The following is a 17,716-nucleotide window of genomic DNA, read 5'->3' on the forward strand; positions in this document are numbered from 1 at the left end:
CGGGGGTGTATCCGAAATCCTACAAAGATGCGTGGATTCTATCGGGTTTGTTGGGGACGAAATTATTTTTAAACGGCTGTCGATTTGCCGATGGATCATTCGACTAAGGGTGTCTTTCGTGATGTTTTCTACCCCAAGGAGTATCGCCATGAGCACTGCCATCAACACCCTGATCGAACAATGGAAACACGCTGTCACCGCCAAGGATGTCGAGCAGATTGTCAGCTTTTACGCCGACGATATCGTCGCGTTCGACGCCGTTGGCGCCCTGCAATTCAAGGGCAAGGCCGCCTACCAGGCGCATTGGCAGGCCTGCATGGAATTCTGTCCTGGCCCCGGGGTTTTCGACTTTCATGAGCTGCATATCGTTGCCGGAGCAGACAGCGCCTTTGCCCATTGGCTGGCCCACTGCGGCGGCACCGGGCCGGACGGCGTGCTCAAGACCTGCTGGATGCGCGTCAGTGCCGGTTATCAACGCATCGAGGGCCAATGGAAAGTGGTGCATGAGCATTGGTCCGCGCCGTTCGACATGGAAACCGGCGCTGGTCTGTTCGACCTGAAACCTTGACCTGCACGATCTATAGTCAGTCGTCCGAAAACGGAGAAGCCCATGAAATACCTCTGCCTGATCTACAGCAACGAACAGGTGCTGCACACCTCGCCGGACAGCCCGGCAGACCCGGAGTGCTTCGCCTATGCGCAGTCCGTTCAGGCCAGCGGTCGCATGCTGGCTGCCGAGCCGTTGGAGCCGGTGAGCACTGCCACCACCGTGCGCATGCGCAATGGCAAGTTGTCGATCACCGACGGGCCGTTTGCCGAGACCAAGGAGCAGCTCGCCGGGTTCTACCTGATCGAGGCCCGTGATTTAAATGAGGCGATCCAAGTGGCCGGCGGCATTCCGGCCGCCCGGGTCGGCAGTGTGGAAGTGCGCCCCGTGCGTGAATTGAATCTCTGAACACAACAATCCTAAGACTCAAGAGGTTTACCCCATGTCTACGCAACCTGCCGAGTTTGAATTGTCCATCAGCCGTGTGATCGATGCACCGCCCAGCCGCGTGTTCCGCGCCTGGACCGAACCCGCCTTGCTCCAGCAATGGTGGGGGCCCCACGGCATGACCACGCCCGAATGCGAAATGAACCTGTGGGTCGGCGGCCTGTTTCGCACCTTGATGCGCGCCCCGGACGGTGCCGAGTACCCGACCCAGGGTGTGTTTCTGGAAATCGATGCGCCCAATCGGCTGGTGTTTACCGACGCCTTCATGCCCGGCTGGGTACCCTCGGGCAAGCCGTTCATGAGCGCCGAAGTCACCTTCGAAGAGGTCGACGGCAAGACGCGTTACACCGCCCGCGCCATGCACTGGAGTGCCGAAGACAAGCAGGCCCACGAAGCCATGGGCTTTCATGACGGCTGGGGCCAGAGCCTGGATCGGCTGGTCACCCTGGTGACCCAGGGCATGCCCGATTGACCCGGTCGGTCGAGGCCATTTACCGCAGCGAATCACGCCGAGTCCTCGCGACGCTAATTCGCTTGCTGGGCGATTTCGACCTGGCCGAAGAAGCCCTGCACGAAGCGTTTTTCGTGGCGGTACAGCGTTGGCCGCTAGACGGAGTGCCGAACAATCCGCGCGCCTGGCTGGTGTCGACCGGGCGCTTCAAGGCCATCGACCGTCTGCGCCGCCAGGCGCGGTTCACCCCGTTGCTGCAGGAGCAGGCCGACGCGCTGGAAGCGGCTGATTGGAGTGACGAAGACTTGGAAGATGACCGGCTGCGCCTGATCTTCACCTGCTGCCATCCCGCGTTGGCGGCCGATGCCCAGGCGGCGTTGACCTTGCGCGAGATCTGCGAGCTCACCACCGAAGAAATCGCCCGGGCGTTCCTGGCCACGCCGACCACCATTGCCCAGCGTATCGTGCGGGCCAAGGGCAAGATCCGCGAGGCGAAGATCCCCTATCAAGTGCCATCCCGAGACGAATTGCCCGAGCGGCTGGACAGCGTGTTGCGGGTGATTTACCTGGTGTTCAACGAGGGGTATTCGGCGTCCATGGGGGCCGATCTGACTCGCGAGGATTTGACCCGTGAGGCCATTCGACTGGGCCGATTGTTGATGGAGTTGCTGCCCGAACCGGAAGTCATGGGCTTGCTGGCGTTGATGCTGCTGCACGAATCCCGTCGCCTGGCACGCACCTCGGCCAGTGGGGAGTTGGTGTTGCTGGATGAACAGGACCGCTCGCGGTGGGATGTGTCCATGATCGACGAAGGCTGCGCACTGGTAGAGCACGCATTGAGCACACGGCGCTTTGGTCCCTATTGCCTGCAAGCCGCAATTGCGGCGGTGCACGCCGAAGCGCCCAGTGCGGGTGAAACCGACTGGCCGCAGATCGTCGGGCTCTACGATGTGTTGCTCAGGATGATGCCGTCAGCCGTGATCGAACTGAACCGCGCCGTAGCGCTGGCCATGCGCGATGGACCCTTGGCGGGATTGCAGCAGGTAGAAGGGATTCTGGCGCGTGGCGAGTTGCTGGATTACCACCTGGCGCACTCGGCGTGCGGGGAGTTTTACCGGCAATTGGGTCGTGTCGAAGAGGCACGAGTCGCCTACGAACGGGCGCTGGCCTTGGCCCAACAAGCACCCGAACACAGGTTTATCGAAAAGCGTCTGGCTGAACTCTGAATCAAGGCTGCTGACGCGTTGCCGCCAATACGATCTCGCGAATGCACACATGCTGCGGCTGCTGGTAGGCATAGGCAATTGCCGAGGCCACGTCATCGGCGCTGAGTACGGTGCCGCCCATGTCCTGTTTCCACGCCTGATAGCCGGTCTTGATCGCCTCATCGGTGGTGTGGCTGAGCAGTTCGGTTTCCACCGCACCTGGGGCAATGGTGATGACGCGCACGTTGCTTGGCGACAATTCTTCGCGCAGGTTTTCCGAAATCCCGTGTACCGCGAACTTGGTGCCGACATACGCCACATGATTCGGGAAGGTCTTGCGCCCGGCCACCGAGCTGACGTTGATGATGGTGCCGCCTCGGCGCGCAACCATGCTGCCGGCCACGGCGTGGATGCCGTTGAGCAGGCCTTTTACGTTCACATCCAGCATCTGTTCCCACTGCGCCGGGTCTTGCTCGCTGACTGCGCCCAGCAGCATTACGCCGGCATTGTTGATCAGCGCATCGGCTGGGCCGAACCGGGCTTCGGCTTCTTGTACGGCGGCGACCAGGGCGGCGCGGTCGGTGATGTCGACGCCACGGTTCAAGGTGTTTGGCAGGCCCAGATCGTTAAGGCGATCAATGCGACGCGCCAGCAACAACAGCGGGTGGCCGGCGGCCGACAACAGGCGGGCGGTGGCTTCGCCGATACCGGAGCTGGCGCCGGTGATGATGATCAATGGCTTGCTCATGCATGAACTCCTGGAATAAGAAAATTCGATAACTGAATCGTGGTCGCAGTATATTTACCGCCACCAAGGCTGAAAAATGCCTTATTTCTCTGTCAGCCATCGGATTAAGCTATGGATGTTCGTCACCTCAAGGCATTTCTCGCGGTCTTTGAAGAGCGCAATATCACCGCGGCAGCCCAGCGCTTGTTCATCAGCCAGCCGACTTTATCGGTGACGATCAAGCAACTGGAAGACGAGCTGGGCGTGGCGTTGTTCGTTCGTCAGCCACGGGGTGTGGAGGTGAGTGCCGAGGCGCGGGTGCTGTACCCTCAGGCGCGGCGCATGGTGGCTGAAGCCGATGCGTTGAGCCGCCTGTTTCGCGGACGCGAAAATCGCATCGCGCTGGAACTGGGTGTGGAAGGCGATATTGCCGACAGCCAGATCGAAACCTTCCTGCGCATGGCGCACCAAGGCCTGCCGGGTTTGCTGCTGACTTTGCAGGAAGGCTGCGAAGGCGAAGGGCGCCTGGCCGTGGAGGAAATGTGCTGCGAGGACGAGTTGTTCCTGCCGCTTTGGGAAGAGTCGTACGTGATGGTGTTGCCTGCCGCGCATCCCATGGCTCAGTCGGGCAGGGAGCAGGCCTGGGCACCGATTGAAGACTGGATCACCTGCCCGCAGCACGATTCCCATCAGCGCTTGATGGCCTTGTACGGTCGCTCGCCGCAAGCGGTGGCCGGGCATGCCGGTTCGCTGACCCAGGCGTTGCATATGGTCGCGGCGGGTGTGGGCGTAGCGATGTTGCCGCAGTCGCTGGCGGCGGAGCGGGCCGGTGTGGTGATACGTGAATGGCATTTGCCGGCACCCACGCGTCGTGTCGGATTGTGTTTCGCCGCGCAAGCCTTGGAGCTGCCCGCATTACGGGCTTTGCACGAGTATTTCCAGACCAACCGCCCGCCGCAGTTGTCGGCCGCATAACCCTGTAGGGTTACTCGAGCATCTGGCTCAGCATCCAGCTTCCCGCCGGCCCTGGTGGATATTGCCGCGACCACAGCGCATCCACCGCCACCGAGCGTGGCCAACCCCGGACGTTGAGTTCAACCAGCCCGGCATTACCAAAACGCTCCACCAACCAGCGCGGCAACTCCGCCCAGCCGAAGCCGAGTTGAGCCATCTCCATCAACATCAGAAAACTCGGCGCCGACCACACGCGGCCCGAGGGGCGTGTTTCGTTGGGGCTGATGATGCTCCCCAGGCGCAGTTCACGGTGTTGCTGCAAGGCGTGCGGGTCGATGTTTTCGACGCGGGTCAAAGCGTGGGTGGGCGCGACGAACAGTGCGATTTCCGTGCGTTCGGCCACAGGCGAGCGCGTCAGGTCGGGCGGGTAAACCTCCTGGGCTTCGATCAAGGCAATCTGTGCGCGGCCGCTCTGCACCAGGGCGATCAAGTCTTCGCACTCGGCGATCAGCCATTCCAGCTCCAGGTCTGGATAGCGTTGTTCGAACGCCTTGAGGGCGAGCTCAAAGCGTTCCGACTGATAAGTGTCTGACATGGCGATGGTCACCTTCGGCTCCAACCCCTGGGCCAACTGGCTCGCCGCCAACTCCAGACGGCTGCTGGCCTCCAGCACCTGCTCGGCGCGTTGCAGCAGCACCTGCCCGGCGGGGGTCAGTGTCGGCTTGCGGCTGCTGCGGTCGAACAGCACCACATCCAGGTCAATCTCCAGGCTCGCCACTGCCGCACTGACAGTGGACTGGCTCTTGCCCAGCTTGCGCGCTGCGGCAGAAAAGGAGCCTTGGGTCGCGGCCTGGACAAACGCTTGCAGCACTTCGTGGGAGGCCATGACTATCGCCTTGATCGATGGTTATTAGTTATGAAGTATCGATTCAAAGGGTAATCATGGCAACCATCGTCACTCACGGAGAAGGGTCATGCACCCCACCAAGTCGATTACTGAACGTGTTTGCCAAGCCCTGGGTTTTGAAGGCCTGGCGTTGTTGATCTGTACACCACTGCTGGTCTGGATCACCGGGCGGCCGGCGCTGGAAATGGGCGCGGTGACCTTGGGTCTGAGCCTGCTGGCGCTGACCTGGAACATCATTTTCAACAGCTTGTTCGACCGCTTGAAAGTTCGCTTGCAACTGGCCGACGGCGGGTGGACGCGGGTGCTTCATGCGTTGATGTTCGAAGGCGGGCTGATTATTGTCGCCGTGCCATTAATCGCGATGTGGCTGAATATCAGCCTGGTCCAGGCGTTCATGCTCGACATCGGTGTACTGCTGTTTTTCCTGCCGTACACCTATGTGTATCACTGGGGATATGACGTGATTCGGGAAAAAATCCTCAACAGAAACACTACCCGCTGTAGGAGCGAGCTTGCTCGCGAAGAGCGTTAACGATAACGCGGGGTACCTGGATAAACGTGGTGTTCTCAGGTTTTTCGCGAGCAAGCTCGCTCCTACAGGAGATGTGTGAAATCAGAGAAACATGCCGCCCGAAGCTTCGATACGCTGGCCGGTGATCCAGTTGCTGCCATCGGCGAGCAAGGTGGAAATCGCGCCGCCGATGTCGTCGGGCAAACCGGCGCGGCCCAAGGCGGTATTATTGGCCACCATTGCATTCACATCCGGGTTGTCGCGCACTGTGCCGCCGCTGAAATCAGTGGCAATCGCACCCGGGGCCAGGGTGTTCACGGTGATCCCGCGTGAGCCCAACTCTTTGGCCTGGTATCGCGACAGCACTTCCACGGCACCTTTCATCGACGCATACGCCGCATACCCCGGCAGGCTGAACCGCGCCAGGCCGCTGGAAATATTGATGATGCGCCCGCCATCGCTGATCAGCGGCAGCAGTTTTTGCGTGAGGAAAAACGGCGCCTTGAAGTGAATCGCCACCAGTTGGTCGAACTGGGCTTCGGTGGTCTCGGCAAAGCTGGCGTGGGCGCCGATGCCGGCGTTGTTGATCAGAAAGTTGAAGTGATCCTGCGCGAAGACATCCTTGAGCACGCGGCCGACTTCACCGACAAAACCATCGAAGCTGCCACTCTGGCTCACATCCAGTTGCAGCATGGCGGCGCGGCCACCCAGTGCTTGAACCTGCTCGACCACGGCCTGGGCTTCAGCCGCCGCGCTGTGGTAAGTGCCGATGATGTCGACGCCCTGTGCCGCCAGGTGCAGCGCGGCGCTTTTGCCCAGGCCACGGCTGGCGCCGGTGATAAGTGCGATTTTACGGGTCATGGTGCAGTCCTCTCAGGTGATCAGTGGCAGCGAGTGTATTTATTCGTCCATAACGTGATAAACAGCGCTATACCGGAATCACTGGCCGGATGAGGCGAACAATCCCATGAACAAACTTGAGCTGCTGCGCACCTTCGTGCGCGTCACCGAGCTGTCGAGTTTTACCCAGGCAGGCGAGAGCCCGGGGCTGCCGCGTTCTACCGTGTCGGAACATGTGCAGGCGTTGGAGGAATTGCTGGGTGCGCGCCTGTTGCAGCGCACCACGCGCAAAGTGCAGGCGACCCAGGATGGCCGTGTGCTGTATGAGCGCAGCAAGGACTTGCTGGCGCACATGGAAGAGTTGGAAGGGTTGTTTCGCCAGGATGAGGCGCAACTGACCGGACGGATTCGCGTGGACATGCCCAACGTGATGGCGCGGGAATTGATCCTGCCGCGTCTGCCGGCGTTTATGGACGCGCATCCGCTGATCGACCTGGAAATCAGCAGTTCCGACCGCCAAGTGGACCTGATCGCCGAAGGTTTTGACTGCGTGCTGCGCGTGGGTGCCCAGCCTGATCAAACAGTGGTTGCACGCAAAATCTGCAGCATGCCGATGGTCAACTGCGTGAGCCCGGCCTACTTGCAACGCTATGGCACGCCAGTGACCCTGGCGGACCTGGCGCAGCATCAGTTGGTGCATTACGTGCGGCCGTTGGGTTCACGCTCGGCAGGGTTTGAATACCAGCAGGGCAACAAGGTGCACCGCGTGCCGATGGCCGGACGGGTCACGGTCAACAGCACCGATGCCTACCAAGCGGCCTGCCTGGGCGGTTTCGGCATTACCCAGGTGCCGTTACTCGGTATCCGCGAATTATTGGCACGAGGCGAACTGGTGAGCGTATTGCCGGAGTACCCGGCGCCGGCGCTGGACGTGTCGATGTTGTACGCCGGCCAACGCCATTTGCCGCAACGTGTTCGGGTGTTCATGGCGTGGTTGGCAGTGACGTTGCAAGCCCAGCTCTAACGCCGCGCCGACAATTGTTGCGGCGCCAGGAACGCGTCGTGGAAATAATCGCGCACTGCTTGCATCGCCGGAGTAAATGCACGCTCACGGTGCCAGGCCAGGCCCACGCTCATCGGCGTGACGGGGTCGGTGACGGTCAGGGTTTCGATACGCTTACCCTCCAGCGACCAGGGGCGGTGCACCAGGTCTGACAGAATCGCCACGCCGCTGCCATTGGCGACCATGCTGCGCACCGCCTCCACCGAGCTGGTGCGCAAGCGCACCTTAGGCGTTTGTCCGGCCTGTTCCCAATAACGCATGGCGCTGTGTTCGGCCTCGTCGACGGTGAGCAAAATGTACGGTTCCTGGGCCACGTCCGCCAGGCTCACGGCGCCGCGCTCGCACAAGGGGTGATGGCTGGGCAGCCACAGACGGCGCTCCGAATTGAACAGAATTTCCGAGACGATCGCCGGGTGCGTGAGGTTGGCGGTGAGCACCACGGCCATGTCGAACTGACCGTCGAGGAGCCCCTGTTCGATGGCTTGGCGCTCCTGTTCGAACACCTCGATGGTCACATCCGGATGCCAGTGCTCCATGCGCTGCAAGTGGTGCGGCAGGAAGTAGCCGAGCACTGTGTAGCTGGCGGCCAGGCGCAGCACGCCGCTGGCGCGGTAGTCGGGCAGTGGGCTGTTCAAGGCGTCATCGACACTGCGCAGGATCACGTAGGCACGGTTGAGAAAGTGCCGCCCGGCGTCGGTCAGGTTCATGCCCTGGGCCGAACGCACGAACAGCTGCACGCCGAGCATCGCTTCCAGCTCCTTGATCGCCGTGGTCACCGCCGATTGCGAGATGTTCAGGTGGATGGCCGCCTGAGAGATCTGGCCGATTTCGGCGGTGGCAACGAAATAACGAATTTGGCGCAAGGTGAGGGACATCGGCCTCTCCAAAACATAGGGTTATCTGATTTTCAGAAGATGGGCCATCTGATAATAGATCTTCCCAAGGGGTCAAGCCGCAGCCTACTTTTCGTCCATCACTTAGGCGGAGCGACTCTGATGCAGGCAGTGGATTTCAACTCGGACATGGGCGAAGGCTTTGGCCCCTGGACCATCGGCGATGGCGTCGACGCGGAACTGATGGCGTACATCAGCTCGGCCAACATTGCTACCGGCTTCCATGCCGGTGACCCCGGCACCATGCGCCGCACCGTCGAGCGCGCCAAGCAACTGGGCGTGGCCATCGGCGCGCATCCGGGCTTTCGGGACCTGGTCGGTTTTGGCCGTCGCCACATCAACGCACCGGCCCAGGAGTTGGTGGACGACATGCTCTACCAGCTCGGCGCCCTGCGGGAAATCGCCCGCGCCCAAGGCGTGACCCTGCAACACATCAAGCCCCATGGCGCGCTCTACATGCACCTGGCCCGTGATGAAGAAGCGGCGCGGTTGCTGGTGCAGAACCTGCAAATCATCGAACCGACGCTGTTGTTGTACTGCATGCCCAACTCGGTGATCTGGCGCGTGGCCAAGGAGTTGGGGCAGCCGGTGGTGCGGGAGTTTTATGCCGACCGTGAGTACGATCTGACCGGCTCCATCGTGTTTACCCGCAACGTGCGGGCGCTGGATCCGGCGACGGTGGCGGCGCGCGTCTTGCGGGCTTGTCAGACCGGGCTGGTGCGAACCGTGGAAGGCGAAGACCTGTTTATTGAATTCGATTCCATCTGCCTGCACAGCGACACGCCGGGTGCGTTGGAGCTGGTAGAGGCGACCCGCGAAGCGTTGGACCAAGCGGGCATCACCGTCAAAACATCTCAATAAGAACGATCCCTCAATTTTTTCGCCTGCCTTTCTACAATGATTCCAAGAGGAACAGACATGGCTGAAACATCTCCCATCCGCTACAGCTTCGGCGGTGATGAACACCTGTTTGCCGAGGTCAGCGACAGCATGTCCCTGGAGGCCTTTTTCAAAGGCATGGCGGTGACCCGTGCCGTGGAGCGCCTGGCGCTGGAAGGCGTGCTGGATGTGTGCCTGGCCAATGCGTCGTTCCAGATTCGCTTCGACCCCGACCGCATCGCCCCGCATGTGCTGCTCGATGCGGTGCAGACTGCCGAAGCCCAGGCCGTGGCCGAACGCACCTTGCACACGCGCATCATCGAAATCCCGGTGCTGTACAACGATCCGTGGACCCACGAAACCCTGATGCGTTTTCGCGACCGCCACCAAGACCCCAGCGGGACGGACCTGGAGTACGCTGCGCGCATCAACGGGCTGGCCGATGTGGAGGCGTTTATCGCCGCCCACAGTGGGGCGCCGTGGTTTGTGTCGATGGTCGGGTTCGTGGCGGGCCTGCCGTTCATGTTCCAGATGGTCGAACGCGAGCGGCAGTTGCAGGTGCCCAAGTACCTGCGGCCACGCACCGACACGCCAAAACTTACTCTTGGCCATGGCGGCTGTTTTGGTTGCATCTACTCGGTGCGCGGTGCCGGTGGTTACCAGATGTTTGGCGTGACCCCGGCGCCGATCTACGACCCGGCGCAGCAACTGGCGTACCTCAAGGAACACATGGTGTTCTTCCGTCCTGGCGATATCGTGCAGTTCAAACCCATGGACCGTGAGGCCTACGACCTGGCCGTTGCCGAAGTCGACGCAGGACGTTTCGACCTGCGCATCCGCCCTGTGGAATTTTCCCTCGATGCCTTTCTCGCCGACCCCATCGGTTATCCGAAATCCCTGCAGGAGGCGCTGGCATGATCAAGGTCCTCAAACCCGGCCTCGCCACCTCCGTGCAGGACCTTGGCCGCGAAGGCTATTACCACCTGGGCATCCCGCCGTCGGGTGCATTGGATCAATATGCGTTGAGTGCGGCCAACCATTTGGTGGGCAATCCCGTCGGCGCGGCGGGCTTGGAATGCACATTGATCGGCCCCGAGCTGGAGTTCCAGCAAGACGCGCTGGTAGCCCTTAGCGGCGCCTTGATGTCGCCGCGCCTGGACGGTGAAGTGGTGCACCAGGACACCGCGTTCCAGGTGCGCGCCGGGCAGGTGTTGCGCTTTGAATTTCCCAAGGCGGGCGCGAGGACTTATCTCGCGGTGGCCGGTGGCATTGACGTGCCGTTGGTGCTCGGCAGCCGCTCGACTTATACCCTCGGCGCGCTTGGCGGATTTAGCGGGCGGCGCTTGCAGGAAGGCGATGAGTTGCCCGTCGGCACAGCCAGTGGCACGGGCCGGGCGGGCAACAGTCTGCCGATGGCACTGCGCCGATCAGTGGGCGGCGATGTGACCCTGCGTGTAGTGCCGGGGCTGTATTACGAGCGCCTTACGGAGGCGGCCAAGAGCAGCTTCTTTGCCGAGCCGTGGACCGTGGGTTCCGAAGCCGACCGAATCGGCTATCGCTTCAAAGGCGGTAGTGCCTTGAGCTTCCAGCCACGGGAGCAGCCGTTTGGCGCGGGGTCGGATCCGTCGAACATCGTCGACAGTTGCTACCCGATCGGTTCGATCCAGGTGCCGGCGGGATTGGAGCCGATTGTGTTGCACCGGGATGCGGTGTCGGGCGGTGGCTACGCGATGATCGGTACGGTGATCAGCGCCGACCTGGACCTGATCGGCCAGATGCAGCCGAACCAGCGCGCGGGGTTTGTGGCGGTGACGCTGGAGGAGGCGTTGGAGGCGCGGCGGGTGTACAAGAAGCGTCTCAAAGCAATGAACGGATTATTCGCCTGACGCAAAATCCTTGCCGGCGATGGCGATCTCACGGGCGCCATCGCCGGCAAGTCGGACTCCTACGAGGTCCGCGTTTTTCAGAAAAGTTTGGTGAACAGCCAGTAAAGGCTGCCTGACAGCAGAATCGCCGCTGGCAACGTCAGCACCCACGCCATCGCCAGGTTGCGGATCGTGCGCATCTGCAACCCACCGCCATTCGCCACCATCGTCCCTGCCACACCGGACGACAGCACATGCGTTGTCGACACCGGCAACCCATACATATCCGCCGCGCCAATCGTCAGCATCGCCACCATTTCCGCCGAGGCGCCTTGGGCGTAGGTCAGGTGCGTCTTGCCGATCTTCTCGCCCACGGTCACCACGATGCGCTTCCAGCCGACCATGGTGCCCAGTCCCAGGGCGATGGCCACGGCGATTTTCACCCATAGAGGAATGAAGCGCGTGGAACTGTCGATCTGTTGCTTGAACAGTTGCAGCTTGCCTTGGGTATCCGCGTCGAAATTGCCGACCTTGCCCTTGTCCATCAACCGGATGGTTTCGCTGGTCAGGTACATGTCATTGCGCACGTTGCCCACGGCTTCAGCAGGTACTTTGGCCAGGGAACCGTAGCCTTTGACTTCATCACCGATCTGCCCGGCCAGGGCGGCGAGGGCGGGGACCAGTTCCGGGGTGGCCTCCTTGGTGCGCACGTAGGTCGAGAGGATCGGGCGCGGGTCGCCGGTCAGTGCCTGCGGCGCGCTTTTCACCAGCGCCACTTGGGTCACTTCGGCCACCGCCGCAAACTGCAGCGACTGCTCGGCCGGCATGGTGCGGTTTAGCGCGTAGGCCATTGGCAGGGTGCCGACCAGGATCAGCATGATCAGGCCCATGCCTTTCTGCCCGTCGTTGGAACCGTGGGCGAAGGACACGCCGGTGCAGGTGGCGATCAGCATACCGCGGATCCACCACGGCGGCGGGGTGTCGCCTTTGGGTGCCTTGTACAGCGCACGGTTCTTGACGAAGGCGCGCAAGGCCAGCAACAGCATGGCCGCAAAGGCAAAGCCGATCAGTGGCGACAGCAGCAAGGCGTAACCGATCTTGATTGCCTGGCTCCAGTCCACCCCGCTGGTGCCGTCACGCCCGTGCATCAAGGCATTCGCCACGCCGACGCCGATGATCGAGCCGATCAGCGTGTGGGACGACGATGCCGGCAAACCCAGCCACCAGGTGCCGAGGTTCCACAGGATCGCGGCGATCAACAGGGCGAAGATCATCGCGAAACCGGCCGATGAGCCCACCTGCAAAATCAACTCAACCGGCAGCAGCGCAATGATGCCAAACGCCACCGCACCGCTGGAAAGCAATACACCTAGGAAGTTGAAAAAGCCCGACCACACCACCGCAAAATGTGGCGGCAGCGAATTGGTGTAGATCACGGTCGCCACGGCGTTGGCGGTGTCGTGGAAGCCGTTGACGAACTCGAACCCCAGGGCGATCAATAGCGCCACACCCAGCAGCAGAAAAGGCGTCCAGGTGGTGAGTTGGGCGCCCATTTCGTGCATGTCATGCATCAGGCTGTAGGCGGTGAACAACAGGCCCATGGCGAGCACGGCGAAGAAGATGATCACCGTCACCAGGCCGGGTTTCTTGTCCAGCCTGGGTTTGGGGTCTGCGGGTGAGGCGTGGGTGGAGGCAGTCAGGGAAGGTGTGGCCATGCCGGAGCATCCAGTGTGATGAGGATGTCGTTCATAGTCATTGCAGAATGTTACAGAGATGCTGCCATACATCAGTGTTTAGGTGATTGAGCTGGCCGCTGGTCAGTAATCCTTGCGCTTTCTGAAGGCCCAGCGCCCGGCAATCAACGTGAAGGTTGCGACGAGCGCCACCAGAATCCAGAACCCTTCCGGGTCCTGGGAAAGCGGCACACCGCCCACGTTCATGCCGAAAAAACCGGCGATGATGTTGATGGGCAACGCCAGCACTGTCACCACGGTCAGGGTGAACAGCGTGCGGTTGCTTTGTTCGTTGAGGTTGGCGGCGATTTCTTCCTGCAACAACTTGATGCGTTCGCCCAGGGCCATCAGGTCGTTGATGATCAGCGCAAACTCCTCGGTGGATTTGCGCAGCTCCTTCACGTCTTCCTTTTGCAACCACTGCGGCGGCCGGTTGAGCAGGCGCAGCAGCGAGCCCGGCTCCAGCGCCAGCAGGCGTTGCAGGCGCACCAGCACCCGGCGTGCGGCGCCGAGTTCGGCGCGGTTGGTGGACAGGCGCGAGGACAGCAACTGGTCTTCGATATGGTCGACGCTGATGCTGGTCTTGCGCACGATCTGGGTCAGCACTTCACCCTGGTCGCGTAACAGGTGCACCAGTAAGGCCAGCGGCGAGCGAAAGCTTTCACCGGCTTTTACCGACGAGCGTAGTTTATCCACCGAGTGCAGCGGTTGCAGGCGCGCACTGATTAACAGGCGGCTGCGGGCGCAGACCCACAGCGTGGAAATGTCCGACGAGACCATGCTGCTGAAGTTGAACACCACGTCGTTGACCACCGCCAGCAACGCCGAGTCGACGTGTTCGATGCGCGTGGAGCGCGAGCCTTCATGCAGGGCTTCGAAGAACTCTTCCGGCAGGTCCAGATGGGCCTGCATCCAGCGCTCGCACGCGGCGTGGGCGAGGTTCAGGTGCAGCCACAAGAATTCTTCCGGGTCACCCGGTTGGCGCAACGCCTGGAGCGCCGCCGCCGAATCTATCTGCTCACCCTTTTCCCCTGGGCGAAAACGAAAACCGTAGAGCAAGCCAAACAGGTCGGAATCCTGGTGGCTGTGATCGATGCTGTGGTTCATGAGGGCTCGCAGAAAAAGCGCCTGTAGGAGATTTCACAGGTTCGCATGCGCGAATCATTGCAAGGAGATTTGACAGTTTTGTGACGGTTTTGGATTTATTTCGTTGCGATGACATTTATTTGACCGTCTGTCAGGAACCGTTCAAGAAGGCTCTAATTCAGCCGATTCAGGGCATCAAGAACCGCTGTGGATGGGCGGTGCCTTTTGATGACAAGGACGTTAGGCGTGCACGCACCAATTCCTTGTATCGAGGCTTTTCCCCGATGAATGTTTTGCGAACCTCCTTGAGAGCACAAATCCTGTCGCTGCTCGGTGGCAGTCTGTTGGCGATGCTGTTGATCGCCCTGGCCTGTTTCAATTTCTTGTCCAATGGGGTGCAAAGCTATCGCAGCTTGATCGATGGGCCGCTGCTGACTTCACAATTGATTGACGAGGCCAACCTGCAATTCAAGGTGCAGGTCCAGGAATGGAAAAACGTCCTGCTGCGCGGCAAACAGCCCCAGGACATGGAGAAATACTGGGGTCAGTTTCAGGACCGCCAGCGCGATGTACAGGGCATTCTCACCCGGTTGGTCACCCAGACCAGCAGCGACCAGAGCCTGAGCCGACGCATCGAAACCTTGCGCCAGGAACACCAGCAACTCGGTGTGGCTTACCAGAAGGGCCGCGATGCCTACGTGGCCGCCGGTGGCGATGCAACGGCCGGCGACACCGCGGTGAAAGGTGTGGATCGCGCCGCCAGTGAGCAGATGAGTGCGTTGGTCAACGACCTGCGCGAACAAGGCAGCCAGCAATCCAAGGCCATCAGCGCCTATGCCGAGCGCACCGTGCTGGTGGGGCTGGCGATCATGCTGTTGTCGGGTGTGTTGATCGGTTTGTTCAGCCTGTGGTTGATCAACCGCAACCTGATCCTGCCGATCCGTGGCTTGATCGACTACGTAACGCAACTGAGCCACGGTCGCTTTGCCGAGCGCGTCGCCAGCCGTCGTCAGGATGAGCTGGGCCACCTGGCCGCTGCCGCGAATACCTTGCGTGACTTTCTTGCCGAAACCTTCAGCCGTTTACAGCGCAGTGCTACCGACCTGGTCAGCGCCAGCGGCGAATTGAATGCCATCGCCGGGCAGATGGCGACAGGCACCAATGATCAATTCAACCGAACCGACCAGGTGGCCACGGCCATGACTGAAATGTCGGCCACCGCCCAGGAGGTCGCGCGCCACGCCGCCAGTGCCTCGCGCGCGGCGGACGAGGCCGATCACTCGGCCCGCGAAGGCGGTGACGTGATGAAAGTCACCATTGCCACCATCGGCCAGATGCGCAACGAGATCCTTAATACCGGCACCATCATCCGCCGCCTGGAAACCGACAGCGTGCGCATCGGCAAGGTGCTGGAAGTGATTCGCGGTATTGCCGAGCAGACCAACCTGCTGGCGCTCAATGCCGCGATTGAAGCTGCGCGCGCAGGCGAAGCGGGCCGTGGTTTTGCGGTGGTGGCCGATGAAGTGCGCAGTCTGGCGCAACGCACGGCGGCGTCGATCATCGAGATCAACGGGATTATTGAAGCGGTACAGACCGGCGCGGTGGATGCGGCCGAAGCCATCGTGAGTGGCCAGTCGTGCAGCGATGAGAGTGTGGAAAAAGTCACGCAAGCCGGCGCTATGCTGGCTCACATCACCCAGGCGGTGGAGGCGATCCGCGACATGAACCGCCAGATCGCCACGGCGGCCGAAGAGCAGACCTCGGTGGCGGAAGATATTTCGCGCAACATCACGCAGATCACCACCGTGGCCACGGCCAACCTCGATAACGTCAAGCGTACCGAAGCGGCAAGTCACAACCTGCGTGGGCTGTCAGGTGAGTTGAATGAGGTGACGGCGCGCCTTGGCGCCTGATCAAGCGGTCGGCAAGCTGAACGTGAACACGGTGCCGTGCTGCTCGGTGGTGGACACGCTCAGCTCACCACCGTGGGCATCGGCAATCTGCTTGACGATGTACAACCCCAGGCCGAGCCCGGCTTGGGGCGCATCGGTAACGGGCCGCGCGTAGGGCTGAAATAATCGCGGCAGGGCTTGTGCGCTGATCTGGCCCGGGTTTTTCACCGTCAGCGTGAACTGCGACTGCTCGACCCTTGCCGTGACTTCAACCGGGCCATCGTGACTGCCGTGGTGGATGGCATTGGCGACCAGGTTGGAGAGCAGTTGCGCCAGTCGCTCCCGGTCACCTTTGAGCCCTTGAAGTTCGCCGATATGCGCAACAATTTCGCGTTGTGGATGAACGCTCTGCACCTCCGACACCACGTGTTGCAACGCAGCCTGCAAGCCCTGGCAATCACCCATGCTCAAGGGAATGCCGCTGCCCATACGCCCGCGGGCGAAATCCAGCACGTCCTCCACCAGTTGCGCCGCGCGCCGACCACTGGTGAGGATATGGCGCACGATCTTGTCAGTGGCGGGGTCGGGGTGTTTGCGCAGCAGTCGCTCAGCGCCGAAGTTGATGGCGAACAATGGGTTACGCAAGTCGTGCCCGAGCACCGCGATGAATTGTTCACGCAATTCGGCGGTGCCACGTTCTTCCTGCAACTCGGCTTCAGTTTGTTGCTGGCTTTCTTCGGCTTCGATCTGCAGCGACAACAAGCGTGCAAAGGACTCCATAGTCGATTGGATGGTGCTGCTGCGCAGTGACGCGGGGTTGGGGTCCAGCGCACAGATGGTGCCGAAGAAGCGCCCATCGGTGCGGAACACCGGCACGGAAATGTAGCTTTCAAACTGATAGATACGTGGCGTGTGGTGGTCGTGGTAAAGCGGGTCTTCGCTGGCTTTGTCGATGACCACGGACACGTGTGAACCGCGGATTTCGTGGCAGATCGTGGTGGTCAGGTCCAGCTCGCCTCCCACACCCAGGCCGAAACCCAGGCTGTCGAGCACCGCGCAGGCCGTCCAGGTGTCTTCCGTTACGCGAGCAACAGCGGCAAACCGCAGGCCGGTCATGTCACTGATCACCTTGAGCATGGCCGGTACGGCGCTGATACGCCCGATAGTGGCGATGTCGGCGGCTTTTTGCCCCATGTAACGGTCCCTGTTCGGGTGCAATGGCGTTATGCCTTGGCTGTAGCTTGAGAGTCTAACGGCCTTGTACTCTGTGGGGTAATTTCATTCGTATCCAAGGCAGATTTCCTACGGTTTGCCGACGAGCGCCCACAAAAAACGCCACCCGAGGGTGGCGCTGTTTTGTTCAGAGGGTAATCAAGTGTCCAGTTTGTCTTCGAGCACAGCACCGGTCTTGGCATCGAGCTTCACTTCGAACTTCTTGCCGGCGGTGTCGGTCAGTTCGACTTCGTAGACCAGTACGCCGCTGTTGTTATGGTCCAACTCGGTGTCAGTGATGGTGGCACCCGCGTGTTTGGCCACGGCGGCAGCGTTGAGTTTTTCGAAAGGCATTACCGCACCGGACTTGAGCAGGCCTTCAATCTGGTCTGGACGAACATCGGCCTGGGCCAGGCCAGCGGTCAGGGTCAGGGCGGTAGCGGCGAACAAAGCGGTCAAGGTTTTCATGGTGTGTGTCCTTCTCAGGTGAGCTGTTTAAGTGGG

Annotated in this window: 19 protein-coding genes; 11 read left to right on the forward strand and 8 right to left on the reverse strand. The window is 61.2% G+C overall.

Features of this window, described 5'->3' with window-relative positions:
• Positions 1–148 precede the first annotated feature (148 nt).
• From HX868_RS26065 to HX868_RS26080, 4 genes are read left to right on the forward strand one after another with little or no spacing between them, the layout of a single operon-like run.
• Positions 149–568 carry a YybH family protein gene (locus tag HX868_RS26065; protein ID WP_177004822.1) on the forward strand — a complete coding sequence of 140 codons (420 nt, stop codon included), beginning with the start codon at positions 149–151 and terminating at the stop codon, positions 566–568.
• 42 nt (positions 569–610) lie between these two features.
• Positions 611–955, forward strand: a complete 345-nt coding sequence (locus HX868_RS26070; protein WP_095017364.1) for a YciI family protein — start codon at positions 611–613, stop codon at positions 953–955.
• A 34-nt stretch (positions 956–989) separates the two neighbouring features.
• Entirely contained in the window at positions 990–1,466 is a 477-nt protein-coding gene (locus HX868_RS26075) for an SRPBCC family protein (RefSeq protein WP_177004823.1), read from the forward strand.
• A complete protein-coding gene (locus HX868_RS26080; RefSeq protein WP_177004824.1) occupies positions 1,463–2,671 on the forward strand; it encodes an RNA polymerase sigma factor in 1,209 nt (402 codons plus the stop codon). Before HX868_RS26075 ends, HX868_RS26080 begins: the two co-directional genes overlap by 4 nt.
• 1 nt (position 2,672) lies before the next feature.
• Here HX868_RS26080 and HX868_RS26085 read toward each other — a convergent pair whose 3' ends face one another.
• Positions 2,673–3,398, reverse strand: coding sequence for an SDR family oxidoreductase (locus HX868_RS26085; RefSeq protein WP_016978321.1), 726 nt, complete (start codon positions 3,396–3,398; stop codon positions 2,673–2,675).
• A gap of 111 nt (positions 3,399–3,509) precedes the next feature.
• Here HX868_RS26085 and HX868_RS26090 point away from each other — a divergent pair, with 111 nt between their 5' ends.
• Positions 3,510–4,352, forward strand: coding sequence for a LysR family transcriptional regulator (locus HX868_RS26090; protein WP_177004825.1), 843 nt, complete (start codon positions 3,510–3,512; stop codon positions 4,350–4,352).
• 10 nt (positions 4,353–4,362) lie between these two features.
• Here HX868_RS26090 and HX868_RS26095 read toward each other — a convergent pair whose 3' ends face one another.
• A complete protein-coding gene (locus HX868_RS26095; RefSeq protein WP_177004826.1) occupies positions 4,363–5,217 on the reverse strand; it encodes a LysR family transcriptional regulator in 855 nt (284 codons plus the stop codon).
• An 88-nt stretch (positions 5,218–5,305) separates the two neighbouring features.
• Between HX868_RS26095 and HX868_RS26100 the strand changes: the two genes are divergently transcribed.
• The gene (locus HX868_RS26100) at positions 5,306–5,770 is read left to right on the forward strand and encodes a multidrug/biocide efflux PACE transporter (protein WP_095017359.1); all 465 of its coding nucleotides are present in this window, start codon (positions 5,306–5,308) and stop codon (positions 5,768–5,770) included.
• A gap of 81 nt (positions 5,771–5,851) precedes the next feature.
• Here HX868_RS26100 and HX868_RS26105 read toward each other — a convergent pair whose 3' ends face one another.
• Complete coding sequence (locus HX868_RS26105; protein WP_177004827.1) at positions 5,852–6,610, reverse strand: SDR family NAD(P)-dependent oxidoreductase; 759 nt, start codon at positions 6,608–6,610, stop codon at positions 5,852–5,854.
• A gap of 106 nt (positions 6,611–6,716) precedes the next feature.
• Here HX868_RS26105 and HX868_RS26110 point away from each other — a divergent pair, with 106 nt between their 5' ends.
• Entirely contained in the window at positions 6,717–7,613 is an 897-nt protein-coding gene (locus tag HX868_RS26110) for a LysR family transcriptional regulator (protein WP_177004828.1), read from the forward strand.
• On the opposite strand, the gene HX868_RS26115 is transcribed toward HX868_RS26110, so the two are convergent.
• Positions 7,610–8,527: a LysR family transcriptional regulator gene (locus tag HX868_RS26115; protein WP_177004829.1), complete on the reverse strand. Its 918-nt coding sequence runs from the start codon at positions 8,525–8,527 to the stop codon at positions 7,610–7,612. The two genes, HX868_RS26110 and HX868_RS26115, sit on opposite strands and share 4 nt — an antisense overlap.
• A 120-nt stretch (positions 8,528–8,647) precedes the next feature.
• Here HX868_RS26115 and HX868_RS26120 point away from each other — a divergent pair, with 120 nt between their 5' ends.
• From HX868_RS26120 to HX868_RS26130, 3 genes are read left to right on the forward strand one after another with little or no spacing between them, the layout of a single operon-like run.
• On the forward strand, positions 8,648–9,406 hold the full coding sequence (locus HX868_RS26120) for a 5-oxoprolinase subunit PxpA (RefSeq protein WP_177004830.1): 759 nt from the start codon (positions 8,648–8,650) through the stop codon (positions 9,404–9,406).
• Positions 9,407–9,463: 57 nt separating this feature from the next.
• Complete coding sequence (locus HX868_RS26125; protein WP_016978329.1) at positions 9,464–10,342, forward strand: 5-oxoprolinase subunit B family protein; 879 nt, start codon at positions 9,464–9,466, stop codon at positions 10,340–10,342.
• The gene (locus HX868_RS26130; RefSeq protein WP_177004831.1) at positions 10,339–11,310 is read left to right on the forward strand and encodes a 5-oxoprolinase subunit C family protein; all 972 of its coding nucleotides are present in this window, start codon (positions 10,339–10,341) and stop codon (positions 11,308–11,310) included. The genes HX868_RS26125 and HX868_RS26130 overlap by 4 nt, the downstream gene beginning before the upstream one ends.
• A gap of 77 nt (positions 11,311–11,387) precedes the next feature.
• Here HX868_RS26130 and HX868_RS26135 read toward each other — a convergent pair whose 3' ends face one another.
• Both HX868_RS26135 and HX868_RS26140 read right to left on the reverse strand, forming a co-directional pair.
• On the reverse strand, positions 11,388–13,004 hold the full coding sequence (locus tag HX868_RS26135) for an inorganic phosphate transporter (RefSeq protein ID WP_016978331.1): 1,617 nt from the start codon (positions 13,002–13,004) through the stop codon (positions 11,388–11,390).
• A gap of 102 nt (positions 13,005–13,106) precedes the next feature.
• Positions 13,107–14,129, reverse strand: coding sequence for a transporter (locus HX868_RS26140; protein ID WP_016978332.1), 1,023 nt, complete (start codon positions 14,127–14,129; stop codon positions 13,107–13,109).
• A gap of 263 nt (positions 14,130–14,392) precedes the next feature.
• Between HX868_RS26140 and HX868_RS26145 the strand changes: the two genes are divergently transcribed.
• Positions 14,393–16,021, forward strand: a complete 1,629-nt coding sequence (locus HX868_RS26145; protein WP_177004832.1) for a methyl-accepting chemotaxis protein — start codon at positions 14,393–14,395, stop codon at positions 16,019–16,021.
• On the opposite strand, the gene HX868_RS26150 is transcribed toward HX868_RS26145, so the two are convergent.
• Both HX868_RS26150 and HX868_RS26155 read right to left on the reverse strand, forming a co-directional pair.
• Complete coding sequence (locus HX868_RS26150; RefSeq protein WP_177004833.1) at positions 16,022–17,194, reverse strand: GAF domain-containing sensor histidine kinase; 1,173 nt, start codon at positions 17,192–17,194, stop codon at positions 16,022–16,024.
• Between the two features lie 177 nt (positions 17,195–17,371).
• Positions 17,372–17,680: a PepSY domain-containing protein gene (locus HX868_RS26155; RefSeq protein ID WP_177004834.1), complete on the reverse strand. Its 309-nt coding sequence runs from the start codon at positions 17,678–17,680 to the stop codon at positions 17,372–17,374.
• Between the last annotated feature and the right edge of the window lie 36 nt (positions 17,681–17,716).

Origin of the sequence: Pseudomonas reactans, from assembly GCF_013385825.1 — a bacterium.
Lineage (GTDB): Bacteria > Pseudomonadota > Gammaproteobacteria > Pseudomonadales > Pseudomonadaceae > Aquipseudomonas > Aquipseudomonas reactans.

Bases quoted from the DNA above. Each gene is read 5' to 3' on its own strand.
- HX868_RS26065 (WP_177004822.1), top strand. From the start codon at position 149: ATGAGCACTGCCATCAACACCCTGATCGAACAATGGAAACACGCTGTC.
- HX868_RS26110 (WP_177004828.1), top strand. From the start codon at position 6,717: ATGAACAAACTTGAGCTGCTGCGCACCTTCGTGCGCGTCACCGAGCTG.
- HX868_RS26115 (WP_177004829.1), bottom strand. From the start codon at position 8,527: ATGTCCCTCACCTTGCGCCAAATTCGTTATTTCGTTGCCACCGCCGAA.
- HX868_RS26150 (WP_177004833.1), bottom strand. From the start codon at position 17,194: ATGGGGCAAAAAGCCGCCGACATCGCCACTATCGGGCGTATCAGCGCC.
- HX868_RS26085 (WP_016978321.1), bottom strand. From the start codon at position 3,398: ATGAGCAAGCCATTGATCATCATCACCGGCGCCAGCTCCGGTATCGGC.
- HX868_RS26120 (WP_177004830.1), top strand. From the start codon at position 8,648: ATGCAGGCAGTGGATTTCAACTCGGACATGGGCGAAGGCTTTGGCCCC.
- HX868_RS26140 (WP_016978332.1), bottom strand. From the start codon at position 14,129: ATGAACCACAGCATCGATCACAGCCACCAGGATTCCGACCTGTTTGGC.
- HX868_RS26075 (WP_177004823.1), top strand. From the start codon at position 990: ATGTCTACGCAACCTGCCGAGTTTGAATTGTCCATCAGCCGTGTGATC.
- HX868_RS26135 (WP_016978331.1), bottom strand. From the start codon at position 13,004: ATGGCCACACCTTCCCTGACTGCCTCCACCCACGCCTCACCCGCAGAC.
- HX868_RS26095 (WP_177004826.1), bottom strand. From the start codon at position 5,217: ATGGCCTCCCACGAAGTGCTGCAAGCGTTTGTCCAGGCCGCGACCCAA.
- HX868_RS26145 (WP_177004832.1), top strand. From the start codon at position 14,393: ATGAATGTTTTGCGAACCTCCTTGAGAGCACAAATCCTGTCGCTGCTC.
- HX868_RS26125 (WP_016978329.1), top strand. From the start codon at position 9,464: ATGGCTGAAACATCTCCCATCCGCTACAGCTTCGGCGGTGATGAACAC.
- HX868_RS26155 (WP_177004834.1), bottom strand. From the start codon at position 17,680: ATGAAAACCTTGACCGCTTTGTTCGCCGCTACCGCCCTGACCCTGACC.
- HX868_RS26105 (WP_177004827.1), bottom strand. From the start codon at position 6,610: ATGACCCGTAAAATCGCACTTATCACCGGCGCCAGCCGTGGCCTGGGC.
- HX868_RS26130 (WP_177004831.1), top strand. From the start codon at position 10,339: ATGATCAAGGTCCTCAAACCCGGCCTCGCCACCTCCGTGCAGGACCTT.
- HX868_RS26100 (WP_095017359.1), top strand. From the start codon at position 5,306: ATGCACCCCACCAAGTCGATTACTGAACGTGTTTGCCAAGCCCTGGGT.
- HX868_RS26090 (WP_177004825.1), top strand. From the start codon at position 3,510: ATGGATGTTCGTCACCTCAAGGCATTTCTCGCGGTCTTTGAAGAGCGC.
- HX868_RS26070 (WP_095017364.1), top strand. From the start codon at position 611: ATGAAATACCTCTGCCTGATCTACAGCAACGAACAGGTGCTGCACACC.